The organism is Nonomuraea sp. NPDC049607 (genome assembly GCF_040675375.1).
Taxonomy (GTDB): Bacteria; Actinomycetota; Actinomycetes; order Streptosporangiales; family Streptosporangiaceae; genus Nonomuraea.
Map to the genome: position 1 here is coordinate 13,912 of NZ_JBFAOV010000006.1, position 11,966 is coordinate 25,877.

General features: G+C 73.8%; 14 protein-coding genes. 8 read left to right on the top strand and 6 right to left on the bottom strand.

Features of this window, described 5'->3' with window-relative positions; all coding sequences use genetic code 11:
* The first annotated feature begins 24 nt into the window (after positions 1 to 24).
* Entirely contained in the window at positions 25 to 1,164 is a 1,140-nt protein-coding gene (locus AB0J97_RS13895) for an FAD-dependent oxidoreductase (RefSeq protein ID WP_357706525.1), read from the top strand.
* Between the two features lie 42 nt (positions 1,165 to 1,206).
* Here AB0J97_RS13895 and AB0J97_RS13900 read toward each other — a convergent pair whose 3' ends face one another.
* A complete protein-coding gene (locus AB0J97_RS13900; protein ID WP_357706523.1) occupies positions 1,207 to 1,665 on the bottom strand; it encodes an Lrp/AsnC family transcriptional regulator in 459 nt (152 codons plus the stop codon).
* Between the two features lie 94 nt (positions 1,666 to 1,759).
* On the opposite strand from AB0J97_RS13900, the gene AB0J97_RS13905 reads away from it, so the two are divergent.
* From AB0J97_RS13905 to AB0J97_RS13915, 3 genes are all read left to right on the top strand, one after another.
* Positions 1,760 to 2,659, top strand: coding sequence for an LLM class flavin-dependent oxidoreductase (locus AB0J97_RS13905; RefSeq protein ID WP_364088096.1), 900 nt, complete (start codon positions 1,760 to 1,762; stop codon positions 2,657 to 2,659).
* On the top strand, positions 2,646 to 3,071 hold the full coding sequence (locus AB0J97_RS13910; protein ID WP_357706518.1) for a nucleoside deaminase: 426 nt from the start codon (positions 2,646 to 2,648) through the stop codon (positions 3,069 to 3,071). Before AB0J97_RS13905 ends, AB0J97_RS13910 begins: the two co-directional genes overlap by 14 nt.
* Before the next feature lie 221 nt (positions 3,072 to 3,292).
* Positions 3,293 to 4,258: an acyl-CoA desaturase gene (locus AB0J97_RS13915; protein ID WP_364088784.1), complete on the top strand. Its 966-nt coding sequence runs from the start codon at positions 3,293 to 3,295 to the stop codon at positions 4,256 to 4,258.
* On the opposite strand, the gene AB0J97_RS13920 is transcribed toward AB0J97_RS13915, so the two are convergent.
* On the bottom strand, positions 4,225 to 4,527 hold the full coding sequence (locus AB0J97_RS13920; RefSeq protein ID WP_364088098.1) for a hypothetical protein: 303 nt from the start codon (positions 4,525 to 4,527) through the stop codon (positions 4,225 to 4,227). The genes AB0J97_RS13915 and AB0J97_RS13920 overlap by 34 nt on opposite strands.
* Before the next feature lie 76 nt (positions 4,528 to 4,603).
* Between AB0J97_RS13920 and AB0J97_RS13925 the strand changes: the two genes are divergently transcribed.
* The 3 genes from AB0J97_RS13925 (at position 4,604) to AB0J97_RS13935 (ending at position 6,761) form a co-directional block, all read left to right on the top strand.
* On the top strand, positions 4,604 to 5,155 hold the full coding sequence (locus AB0J97_RS13925; protein ID WP_364088100.1) for a hypothetical protein: 552 nt from the start codon (positions 4,604 to 4,606) through the stop codon (positions 5,153 to 5,155).
* A 90-nt stretch (positions 5,156 to 5,245) separates the two neighbouring features.
* Positions 5,246 to 5,779: a copper resistance CopC family protein gene (locus AB0J97_RS13930; protein ID WP_364088102.1), complete on the top strand. Its 534-nt coding sequence runs from the start codon at positions 5,246 to 5,248 to the stop codon at positions 5,777 to 5,779.
* Complete coding sequence (locus AB0J97_RS13935) at positions 5,769 to 6,761, top strand: hypothetical protein (RefSeq protein WP_364088105.1); 993 nt, start codon at positions 5,769 to 5,771, stop codon at positions 6,759 to 6,761. Before AB0J97_RS13930 ends, AB0J97_RS13935 begins: the two co-directional genes overlap by 11 nt.
* A gap of 66 nt (positions 6,762 to 6,827) precedes the next feature.
* On the opposite strand, the gene AB0J97_RS13940 is transcribed toward AB0J97_RS13935, so the two are convergent.
* Genes AB0J97_RS13940 through AB0J97_RS13955 form a run of 4 tightly spaced genes read right to left on the bottom strand, consistent with a single transcriptional unit; the run spans position 6,828 to position 11,078 of the window.
* Positions 6,828 to 8,732, bottom strand: a complete 1,905-nt coding sequence (locus AB0J97_RS13940; RefSeq protein WP_364088107.1) for a hypothetical protein — start codon at positions 8,730 to 8,732, stop codon at positions 6,828 to 6,830.
* Positions 8,733 to 8,791: 59 nt separating this feature from the next.
* Positions 8,792 to 9,409 (bottom strand): pentapeptide repeat-containing protein, encoded by a 618-nt coding sequence (locus AB0J97_RS13945; RefSeq protein ID WP_364088109.1) that lies wholly within the window; start codon positions 9,407 to 9,409, stop codon positions 8,792 to 8,794.
* Positions 9,410 to 9,426: 17 nt separating this feature from the next.
* On the bottom strand, positions 9,427 to 10,587 hold the full coding sequence (locus tag AB0J97_RS13950) for a cation:proton antiporter (protein WP_352329071.1): 1,161 nt from the start codon (positions 10,585 to 10,587) through the stop codon (positions 9,427 to 9,429).
* A gap of 8 nt (positions 10,588 to 10,595) precedes the next feature.
* Positions 10,596 to 11,078 carry a cation:proton antiporter regulatory subunit gene (locus AB0J97_RS13955; protein ID WP_352351134.1) on the bottom strand — a complete coding sequence of 161 codons (483 nt, stop codon included), beginning with the start codon at positions 11,076 to 11,078 and terminating at the stop codon, positions 10,596 to 10,598.
* A 224-nt stretch (positions 11,079 to 11,302) separates the two neighbouring features.
* On the opposite strand from AB0J97_RS13955, the gene AB0J97_RS13960 reads away from it, so the two are divergent.
* Positions 11,303 to 11,947 (top strand): response regulator transcription factor, encoded by a 645-nt coding sequence (locus tag AB0J97_RS13960; protein ID WP_357706505.1) that lies wholly within the window; start codon positions 11,303 to 11,305, stop codon positions 11,945 to 11,947.
* The last annotated feature ends 19 nt before the right edge of the window (positions 11,948 to 11,966 follow it).

The window sequence follows — 11,966 nt, forward strand, 5'->3', positions numbered from 1 at the left end:
TCAACCTCAAGAAGGGCTCTCGTCATGGCAACCACATCGTGCGACGTGGCCATCGTCGGCGCCGGGCTCGGCGGCTGCTTCCTCGCACTGCTGCTGCGCCGCCGCGGACAGCGCGTCGTCGTCATCGAGCAGGGACCCTCGATCCCGAGCGCGGGCGCCGACTTCCTCAAGCCCCCCGGCCTGCGGGTGCTGGCCCGCCACGGGCTGGCCGAGCTCGTCGAGCGCCACGGCCTGCGGCGCGACCTCATCCGCTACTACCACGACGGCGAGCCGATCAGGGAGTGCCGCTTCCCCGACGGCGGCTTCCTCATCCGCCCCTACCGCGAGCTGGTCGAGCTCATCTACGCCTGCTGCGCGATGGAGGGCGTCGAGTTCGTCTTCGACGCCGCCATCGAGCACGTCGAACGCGACGGCGACCGCATCGAGCTGCTGACGCTGTCCGACGGCGGCCGGCTGCGCGCCGACGTGGTCGTGGGCGCCGACGGCACCAAGTCGGCCGTGCGCCGGGCGCTCGACATCGACCAGGTCGCCATGCCGTACGACCGGCTGCTGATGCGGGTGGCCACCGTGCCGCTGAGCGCCAGCGTCGCCCAGCTCAACCGGCTCTACTTCAGCTCCGGCGGCTGGCTGGCCTACCTCTACCCGCTTGACCGGGACCAGGCCCGGGTGTTCGTCGGCCTGCCCCCCGAGCAGGACGACGAGGTCTTCGGCCGGGGCGCCACCAGCCTGCCCGACATGCTGAAGGGCTTCGTCACCGACAGCACCGACGCCTTCGGCTCCCTCCAGGCCGCCGCCTGGCAGCCGATCAAGGTCTCGTCGTTGCGGGTGGGGGCGTACCACCGGGGCAACGCCGCGCTGCTCGGCTCGGCCGCCTTCGCCTGCCACCCCATGACCGGCATGGGCATGAGCTACACCCTGTACGACGCCGAGATCCTGGCCGACGTCATCTCCGCGGCCGACGGCGACCTGCCGCTGCTCGACAAGCTGCTCCAGGCCCGCTACGAGCCGCGCCGCCAGGCGCACCGCCAGCTCATCGACTACGGCGACGCCCTGGCCACCACCTTCCACGACCGGCGGGCGTACCTGCGGGCCTTCCGCGCCGACCTGCACATCTACGGCGACGAGGCCGCCCCGCGCACGACCCCCGCGCTCCAGCCGATCTGACCCCCTCCGGCCTCCGGAGGAGGTCACCGCGCCCCCGCCGGGTCAGAGTCCGGCGGGCGGCGCGGCCGGGCCCCGGTAGGGCAGGGTCTGGCTGTAGACGATGTTGGTCGTGGTGCCGCCGAACCGGGCCAGCTCGTCGATGACCCGTTCGAGGTGCGGCATCGAGCCCGCGGCGACCTTCAGCGTGTAGCAGTCCTCGCCCGTGGTGCGCAGGCACTCAAGGATCTCCGGACGCTCGCCCAGCAGGCGGCGCAGCGGCTCGTGCCGGCTGCCGGGGTACTTCAGGCGCACGACGGCCAGCACGCCGAACCCCACCTTGCCCAGGTCGACCTCGGCCCGGTAGCCGGCGATGACGCCCAGCGCCTCCAGCCGCCTGACCCGCTCGGTCGTCGCCGAGGCGCTGAGATTGACCCGGCGGCCCAGCTCGGTCAGGGGCACCCGGCCCTCGCGCTGGAGCTCCACCAGGATCGCCCAGTCGGTCTCGTCGAGATCCTCGGCCATCCGGCGAATATACCGGCAGATCCCCGGCGAACCCCGCCGTACGCCGTGAGCAGGGCCTTCAGCCGGGCAGGACGGCCTGGATAGCCTCGGTGTCATGAGAATCGGCGTGAACGTACCGAACTTCGGGCCCGGCACCGACCCCGCCACGCTGCGACGATGGGCGCTGACCGCCGAGTCCCTCGGCTACGACCTGCTGATGATCTCCGACCACGTCGCGATCACGCCCGACGTCGCCGAGCAGTACCCGCCCCCCTTCTACGAGCCGTTCACCACGCTCGCCTGGCTGGCCGGGATCACCACGCGGATCAGGATCGGCACCTCGGTGCTCATCGTGCCGTACCGGAATCCCCTGGTCATGGCCAGGATGGCGGCCAACCTCGACCGGTTCAGCGGCGGGCGGCTGGTGCTCGGCGTCGGCGTCGGCTGGGCGCGGCAGGAGTTCGACGCGCTCGGGGTGCCGTTCGAGCGGCGCGGACGGCTGACCGACGACCACCTCCAGGCCATGCGCGCCGCCTGGTCGGCCGCCGACGACTACCGCGCCGGGCCGATCCCCTTCTGGGTGGGCGGCAACGGCGAGGCCGGCCTGCGCCGCGCCGTACGGCTCGGCCAGGCGTGGCACCCCCTGCGCAACACCCTGCCCTGGCTGCGGGAGGCCGCCGGGCGGCTGGCGGACACCGCGGACGAGCTGGGACGCCCGGCGCCCGCGTTCGCCCCCCGCATCCTCCTGCGCCTGACCGCCGAGCCGGTCACCGGCCCCCGCCGCCACGCCGGGGAGGGCACCCTCGACCAGGTCCTGGCCGACCTCGACGAGCTGCGGCTGCTCGGCGCCGACACCGTCGTGCTCGACCCGTTCGCCGGGGACCCCGCCGAGACGCTGCACCCCCAGACGGCCTGGCACGCGCTCGCCACCGTCGCCGACCACTGGGACCTCGACCCCCGCGACCCCCGCGACCCCCGCGACCCGTCCAAGGAGGACGACCATGACACCCGATGACGAGACCTTCCTGCGCCGGGCCATCGAGCTCGCCGCCCGCGCCCGCGCGGGCGGCGAGGCCCCCTTCGGCTCGCTGCTGGTCGGCCCCGGCGGCGACGTGCTGGCCGAGGAGCACAACACGGTCCTCGGCGACCGCGACATCTCCGCCCACCCCGAGCTGAAGCTCGCCCGCTGGGCCGCCCGCGAGCTGGACCCCGGCACCGCGGCGGCCACCACCATGTACACGAGCTGCCAGCCGTGCGGCATGTGCGCGGGCGCCATCGAACGCTCCGGCCTCGGCCGCGTGGTGTACGCCCTGTCGAACGAGCAGCTCGCCGGCCTCAAACCCGGCCCCGGCTGGCCGCACGTGCCCCAGGACGGCCCGGCGCTGTACGCCGAGGCCACCGCCCCGCTGGAGGGCTACTACCGCTGACCGCCCGCCCCGGCGGCGGCCCCCGATGGTAGGGCCTGCACCACCACGAGGAAGGGTGACAGCGGGGGTCCGCCGGAGCGCCGCCGCCGCGATGCTGATGAGTGATCAGACCGGCATCGTCAGCATCGGAGAGAACCTTGACCGTGGTGGAAACCCCTCGCGCCGCGTCCCGGGGGAGCGACTTCGCGCACCTGTCGCGCCGCATCGCCCAGGCGGGGCTGATGGAGCGGCGGCCCGCCTACTACGTGATCAGGATCGGCCTGGTGGCCGCCCTGTTCGCCGGAGGGTGGACGCTGTTCGCCACGGTCGGCGACTCCTGGTGGCAGCTCGGCGTCGCGGCGCTGCTGGCCGTCGCCTTCGCCCAGGTCACGCTGCTGGCCCACGACCTGGCGCACGGCCAGGTGTTCCGGTCGCGGCGCCGGAGCAGGATCGCCGGGCTGCTGGTCGGCAACCTGACCGTCGGGCTCAGCTACGGCTGGTGGATGGACAAGCACACCCGCCACCACGCCAACCCCAACCACGAGGACCACGACCCCGACGTCGCGCCCGACATCCTCATCTGGTCGCGGCGGCAGGCCGAGGTCAGCCGCGGGCTGCCCCGTTTCATCGGCCGCTGGCAGGCGTTCCTGTTCTTCCCGCTGCTCACCCTTGAGGGGCTGAACCTGAAGGTGGCCGGCTTCCGCGCGCTGCCCAGGGTGAAGGGCGGCCGTACCGAGGGGCTGCTGCTGGTCGCGCACAACCTGGCCTACCTGGCCGGGGTGTTCGCGGTGCTGCCGCCCGGCAAGGCGCTCGTCTTCCTCGCCATGCACCAGGCGTGCTACGGCGTCTACCTGGGGTGCACGTTCGCCCCCAACCACAAGGGCATGCCGGTGCTCACCGCCGAGGACTCCCTGGACTTCCTCCGCCGCCAGGTGCTGACCTCCAGGAACGTGCGCGGCGGCCGGCTGATGAACGTCGCGCTCGGCGGGCTCAACTACCAGATCGAGCACCACCTGTTCCCCGGCATGCCGTCGGCCAACCTGCGCCGCGCCCGGCCCGTCGTCCGCGAGTACTGCCGCGAGCTGGGCGTCGAGTACGCCGAGTGCGGGCTCGTCGAGTCGTGGGCCCAGGCCATGCGCCACCTGCACGCCGTCGGAGCGCCGCTGCGCGCCCCTCAGGAGGTGACCACCAGTTCCAGCCCCTCCTGATCCTCCCGGATCTCATGGCCGGCCCCGGCCAGGACCATCCGCAGCGCGAGCAGGACCGCGGTGCGGATGGTCTCGTACTTCACCAGGCGGGCGGCCGTCGTAGTGCCTGCCGGACCCCAGACGACCACCACACCCCGGGACGGGTCGAGCCAGACGGTCAGACCGCCGTCGACCGGCATCGGGGACGGTTCGACGCCGAAGCCCGCATCGGTCAGTTCCTGCCGGACCACGACTTCCAGATCCGGCCCATCGCCTCGGGCGAAGTCCATCAGAGTCCGCTGCCCCCTGTGGCGCGCGCCGAATGCGCCGCTTCGGAAGTGTGGCGGTTGTGTAAGGATGGCGGCTGTGACCGCCGCGTCAGTCTGGCTGCGCCTGTCGCGGGCCGTCGTGTTCGCGACGGTCTGCGGTTTCGTGTCCGCGGCGGGGCACCTGCTGGCCGGGGGCGGGGCCGTCCCGCTGTGGGGCTGCGCGCTGGGGGTGCTGGCCGCCCTCGCCGCCGCCGTCCTGATCGACGGGCGCGAGCGCGGCCCCGCGGCCGTCCTGGCCGCCACCACGGTCACCCAGCTCGTGCTGCACCAGCTCTTCGAACACCTCGCGCCCGCCGCCGGCCCCGCCGCCGGGCACGGCCATCCCGCGCCCGCCATGGCGCTGGTCCACCTCACCGTGGCGGCGCTGACGGCGTGGTGGCTGTACCGCGGCGAGCGCGCGCTGTGGCTCATGATCCGCCTGTACGCCGCGCCGCCTCCGGTCATCGGCCTGCTGCTCCTCGCGCCGGTCGAGGTGACGATCCCGCCGCGGCGTCCCCCGGCGCACGCCGACGTCCCCACTCCGACGGGCAGGATCGCCTGCCGCACGCTCACCCGGCGAGGACCACCCCGGCGGCTCCGCCTCCGCTGAAGTCCCGCGTCCGCTCACGACGCGTTCTCCCGCCTGTCCGTGCCCGGACGGCGCCCCGGCGCCGGTCCGGCCGTCCGCATCGGAGTCTCCATGAAGTCCTCCTGGCCCGTCCGCCTGGCCTCGCTCGCCTGCGCCGCCCTCCTGGCGGTGCTGCCGTCCACCGCGGCGCTCGCCCACGACGCGCTGAAGAGCAGCTCGCCGGCCAAGAACGCCCAGCTCGCCACGCTGGAGCAGATCGAGCTGGAGTTCAACGCCCACGTCCAGTTCCCGTTCGTCGTGCTGCACGACGCGGCGGGCAAGGCCGTCGAGGTCGGCAAGCCCCGGCTCGACGGGCCCAAGGTGTTCGCCGACGTGCCCCGCCCGCCCGCGCCCGGTTCGTACGTGATCGCCTGGCGTGTCGTGTCCTCGGACGGACATCCGATCGAAGGCGAAATCCCGTTCGTCATGAAAGGATCAGTTTCGCAACCGGCAGCGGCGCCCTCGACCGTCGAGGAACCGCCCGCCGCGACGGGCGTCCCCGGCTGGATCTGGGGCGGGCTGGCGGTGCTCGTCGTGCTGGGCGCGTTCCTCCTGATCAGGGGTGCGCGCCGAGGCCCTGACCGGGAGGACGTGGATGCTGGTTGAGCGGGCCAGGCAGCTCGCGCGGCAGTGGGTGCTCGACGAGGGCGTCGGCCTGCCGGGGTTCGAAGGGGCGTTCCTGACCGGGTCCACGCTGTGGGCGGCCCCGGGCACGGAGCTGGGCCCCACCTCCGACGTGGACGTGATGGTGGTCGCCGACCCGCCGCCCGCGATCGGCAAGTTCCGCTACGAGGGCGTCCTGCTGGAGGTCTCCGGCATCGCCCGCGTCGGCACCACCCACGAGGTGCTGAGCGACTACCACCTGGCCGGCAGCTTCCACCTGCCCAGCGTGCTGGCCGACCCGACCGGGCGGCTGGCCGAGATCCAGCGCCTGGTGGCCCGCGACTTCGCCGAGCGGCCCTGGATCATCGCCCGCTGCACGCAGGCGATGGACCGGGTGCGTGGCTGGATCAACTCCATGGACGAGAACGCGCCCGTCCCCGAGCAGGTGGCGGCCTGGTTGTTCGGCACCGGCGTGACCACGCACGTCCTGCTGGTCGCCGGGCTGCGCAACCCGACCGTGCGCCGCCGGTACGCCGCCGTGCGCGACCTGCTGGCCGGGCACGGCCGCCTCGACTGGCACGAGCACCTGCTCGACCTGCTGGGCTGCGCGCGGATGACCGTCGAGCGGGTGGAGCGGCACCTGGCGGCGCTGGAGAAGGTCTTCGACGCCACTTCCGGGCTGCGGGCGCCCTCCTACCGCTTCACCTCCGACATCACGCCGGAGGCGCGGGCGGTGGCCATCGACGGCAGCCGCGAGCTGGTCGACGCCGGTCTCCACCGGGAGGCGGTCTTCTGGCTGGTCGCCACATACGCCCGCTGCCTGGACAAACGCGCCGCCGCCGGCGCGCCGCCCGGGTACGAGGAGGGCTTCCAGGAGCTGCTGGCCGACCTCGGAGCCGCGACGTTCGCCGACCGGCGCCGCCGCGGCGACCACGTGCTGGCCGCCCTCCCCAGCCTGTGGCAGACGGCCATGGCACTGTGCTGACCGGCCCGAGGGCGCTGTGCCGACGGCGGCCGACCGCCGTGGGCCGGTCCGGGAAGACCGCGCGGGTCAGGTCCGGCGCAGCGAGCGGGTCAGGCCGGCGGCGATCGTCGTGGCCAGCACCCAGCCGGCCATGATGAGCCCCCAGGCCAGCCACTGCGCGCCGCCCTGCGGGTTGTAGGCCTTCTCCTGGCCGAGGTCGATGATCGGCAGCAGCAGGTCGAGGGTGTAGACCAGCGCGTGGAACGGCGGCGCCTCACCCGCCTTCAGCGGCGGCGGCACGTCGAGCCCGAACACGGCCGTGCCTGCGGCCAGCAGCGCGAGCAGCCAGGCCGCCGCGCGCAGGGGGCGGAAGCCGTAGCCGACGGTGACGTCCTGGAGGTGACCCCAGAAGCGGGCGTACCAGGGGAGGGCCGCGCGGCGCTGCCGCTGACCGGCCAGCAGGGTCTCGCGGGCGTCGGCGTCGCCGCCGAGCCGCCGGTACATGGAGGCCAGCTGCTCGTAGGCGCCCGGCAGGTAGCCGTCGGCGTCGGTACGCAGCCAGCGCAGCCGCCGCGCGGCCGGCAGCATGGGGTCGAGCACCTCGTACGACAGCCCGTCCATGCGCGTCGCCCGCGGCCAGCCGCCGGGGTCGTCCCGCAGGACGCCGATCCGCGCGTAACGTAAGTCCACCAGCCCCTCGACCGGCGCGGCCGGGCGCAGCGCCAGCTCGCGGACCTCCAGCCGCCAGCACTTCAGCGCCACCTCGCCCGGCGCCGCCAGGGTGGCGTCGTCGAGGCACAGGCGGCTGCCGATCTGGGCGCTGGTCAGCCTGATCCGGCCGTGGGCGGAGAAGCCGTCGCAGAGGTTGAGCACCTTGCCCACCGACAGGCCGTTGGCCGACAGGGCGGCCCCGCCGGGGTTGACCAGGGTCGCGCCCTCGAAGTGGACCGGGCCGGTGACCGTGGCGTCGAGCAGGCTGAACTCGCCCTCGGCGCGCAGCCCCCGCCAGGCCAGCAGCGAGCCGTTCACGGTGATCCCGTCGGCGCCGACCACCAGCCCGCCGGGGGCGCTCAGCCGCGCGCCCTCCAGGCCGAGGGTGCCGACGATGACCGAGCGGTTGAGGCGCACCTGGCCCTCGGTCGTCAGCCCGGCCAGGAAGAGCCCCGCCTCGGCGTTCAGCCCGGTGGCGCGCAGCGCGAGCCCGCCCGGCCGCCGGATGTGCGAGCCGCGCAGCGTCAGCGGGCCGGACACGCGGGCGAAGCGCACGCTGACCTCGCCGTCGGCCTCGACCTTCCGCGCGAACAGCCCGACCTGGACGATCAGGTTGGACGCCTCCAGGGCCGTGCCGCCCGGCGTGTTCAGGCGGGCCCGGTCCAGCTCGACCGCGCCGCCGATGCGGGCGGAGGACAGGACGAGCGTGCCGTCGCAGGCGAAGCCGTCCTGGGCGCGCAGGTGGCCGGCCACGTCGAGGTGCTCGCCGTTGAGCGCCGTGCCCGCCGGATGGCTCAGGTGGGCGCCGTTGAGCACGAGGTTGCCGCTGATCCGGCCGCCGGGCAGCCGTAACTCGCCGGTGACGCGGGTGCCGGCCAGCCGCAGGTTGCCCTCGACCTGGACGTTCGAGGCGGTCAGGCCGGGCAGCAGCGAGCCGCTGAAGCTGAGGAAGCGGGTGCGGGCGTGGTAGAGGTCGGGGGCGGCGTCGAAGGCGCAGCCCTGGAAGGTGACGGGGAAGGCGAGCTCGGCGAACGCCAGCTGGAGCACGCCCGTGATCCGCGCCCCCGCCAGGATCAGCCGTGGCTTGGCGGCGGGCTCGTCGAACCCCCCGAGCAGCAGCCCGGCCAGCACCTCGCCCCGGACCGTACGCCCGGCGTCCCAGGACGCGGCGGCGGCGGGGTCGTCGGCGGCGGGGTCGCCGGCGCGCAGGTCGACCGCGCGGCCGTGCGCGAGCGCGGCGGCCACGGCCCGCTCGGCGTCGTTGAGATCGGCGATCGGCACACCGCCATCATCCCCGACCCCGCTCCCACGGCCGAACCGCCCGCGGTCACGGCCTGGGGTCAGGAGCGGACCTCCAGGCCCAGGGATTCGGCGATGACCGTGGCCTGGAAGGGGTCGATGACCGCCTTCTTGAGGGTGACCGCGTGCGGGTCGAGCGTGCCGAGATCACTGCCGCGCAGGTCGCACCCGGTGAGGTCGGCGCCGTGCAGCCAGGCCCCCGACAGGTCGGCCCGGCGCAGCTCGGCCCCCGCGAGCCGGGCCCCGGTCAGGTCGGCCTCGCGCAGCCGGACGCCGTGGAAGGCGCTGCCGCGCAGGTCGGCGCCGGGCAGCCCGGTGTAGGACCAGTCGCCGCCGTCGACCTTCAGCAGCCCGAAGGTGCAGCCGTCGAACATGCTGCCGGTCAGCTTGCAGCCCTTGAACGTGGCGTCGAACAGCGAGCACCGGCTGAAGAGGCAGTTGAGGAACCGCGCGTCCTCGTGCGTGGAGACGTTGAGCCGCACGTTCCTGAACGTGCACTCCTCGAACGACGACCCCTGGTCGACCAGCTCGGTCAGGTCGACGCCCTGGAACAGGACCCGGTGGAAGGTCTCACCGGTGATCTCCGTCCTGTCCCAGTCGTCGGCGTGGATCGTCGTCTCGATCGGGGGCGCGGGCACCCCGTGCTTGCGGTCGGCCATGCGAACAAACTAGCGGATCACGCCTTGTTCGCGATGGCCGTGATGAGCGGCTGGACGAGCTTGGCCGCCAGCGGACCGAACGCCGCCAGGATCAGCACGTACGCGGCCGCCAGGGCCCCGAGGTCGGGATGGGCGCCGGCGCCCACCGCCAGGCCCGCGATGACGATGTTGAACTCACCGCGCGGGATGAGCGCGATGCCCGCCCGTGCCTGACCGGCCTTGCCGATGCCCGCCCGTCTGGCCGCGTACGCGCCCGTCAGGAGCTTGGTCACCATGCTGACCAGCGCCAGCAGCGCGGCCAGCCCCGCCACCGGGAGGATCTTCGCCGGGTCGGTCTGGAACCCGAAGAACACGAAGAACACCGCCGCGAACAGGTCCCGCAGCGGCGCGAGCAGCGCCTGCGCGTCGTGCGCGAGCTGCCCCGACAGCGCGATCCCGACCAGGAACGCGCCGACCGCCGCCGACACCTGCAGCTGCTGCGCCAGCCCGGCCACCAGCAGCGCCAGCCCGACCACCTTGAGCAGCAGCACCTCGGAGTTGGGGCTCGACACGAACGCCTCGATGAAGCGCCCGAACCGCAGCGCCACGACGAGCACGACGCTCACCGTGCCCAGCGCGATGCCGACCGAGATGGCCCCGCTGACCAGGCTCAGGCCCGCCAGCAACGTGGTGAGGACCGGCAGGTAGACCGCCATGGTCAGGTCCTCGAACACCAGCAGGGACAACACCGTCGGCGTCTCCCTGTTACCGATCCACCCGAGGTCGGACAGCACCTTGGCGGTGATGCCCGAGGAGGTGGCGTACGTGACGCCGGCCATGGCGACGGCCGCGACCGGCCCCCAGCCCAGCAGCAACGCGCAGATCGCGCCGGGGGCGGCGTTGAGCACGAGATCGACGATCCCGGCCCGCGCGTTGCTCGTGAGGCTGGTGACCAGCTCGTCGGCGTTGTACTCCAGACCGAGCGTCAGCAGCAGCAGGACGACGCCCAGTTCCGCGCCGACCGAGATGAACTCCTCGCTGGTGGCCAGCGGCAGCACACCGCCCGTGCCGAACGCCAGACCGGCGATCAGATAGAGCGGGATCGGGGAGATGCCGCCGCGCAGCGCGAGCGCGCCCAGAACCCCCAGACCCAGAAGAACAGCACCGAATTCCAGAAAGATGACCGCGGTTTCGTGCACCCGCGGTCCTACCCGTCAGCCAGGATGCCGGCGACGTCCGCGGTGCTGTCCGCGCTCCCCACCACGACCACGACGTCGCCCTCGCGGAAGACGAAGTCGGGGCCGGGGCTGGCGAACACCTGGCCGCCGCGTACGACGGCGACGATGGAGGCGCTGGTACGGGTCCTGACCCGGGCCTCGCCCATGGTGCGCCCGGCGTAGGGGGAGCCCGACGGGATCGGGAGCTGGACGCTGACCAGGCCCTCGACCTGCTGGTGCAGCTGGTTGAGCCGCTGCACGATCCGGGGGGCGCCGAGGAGCTCGGCCAGGGCGTCGGCCTCCTCGTCGTTCAGCTTGACCGTCTGACAGGCGCGGTCGGGGTCGTCCTTGTCGTAGATCACCAGGTCCCGGCGGCCGGTGCGGTGCGAGACGATGCCTACCCGCTGGCCGGCGCGGGTGGTGAAATCGTGCCGAAGCCCGATGCCCGGCAACGCTGTCTGCTCAACCTCCACCTATCCCACCCATCTAAAAAATGCGCATATTTCTGGACAACACTACCAACGCTCCCGGCCCTCCGACCTCCTCGAATCCCGCCCGCCCCCGCCCGGCGGGGAACGCGCGCGGCGTCGCTCCGCCCGTCCGGCCTGGGGGAACGGGCGGCGCGAACGGGCGGCGGGGGCCGGACGCGGGTGGCAGACTGCTGGGGACGTTGCCGCGGGAGAAGCGAGACGAAGCGATGCCGACCACCGCCTCCATCCGGCTGCTGCTCGTGGAGGACCACGCGATGGTGGCCGAGGCCATCGGCCTGGCGCTCGGCCGGGCGCCGGGCATCGAGGTCGTGGCGCAGGCGGGCACCGTCGCCGCCGCCCTCGCCGAGACCGCCCGCCGCCGGCCCGACGTCGTGGTGCTCGACCGGCGGCTGCCCGACGGCGACGGTGTCGAGGCCATCGGCCGGTTCCGGGCCGCCGCGCCCATGGCCCGGGTGCTGGTGCTGACCGGCGAGGCCACCGCCTCCGTCGCCGCCCGGGTGGTGGAGGCGGGCGGCGCGGGCCTGCTGGTGAAGTCGTCCAGGCTGGAGGAGCTGGAGTCGGCGGTGCGCGAGGTGGCCGCCGGCGGTGTGGTGTTCGCGCCCGGCCTGCTGCCCGGCGTGCTCGACCGGCTGACCGGCCGGGTGCGCAGCCCCGGCGCGGCGCTGACCGCGCGCGAGCGCGAGACGCTGCGGCTGCTGGCCGAAGGGGCGAGCACGATCGAGATCGGCGCGCGGCTCGGCGTGGCCCGCAACACCGCGCGCAACCACGTCCAGCATGTCCTGGAGAAGCTCGGGGCCCGGTCCAAGCTGGAGGCCGTGGCCGTCGCGCGCAGGGAAGGGCTGCTCGACTGACGCAGATGCACCAGTACGC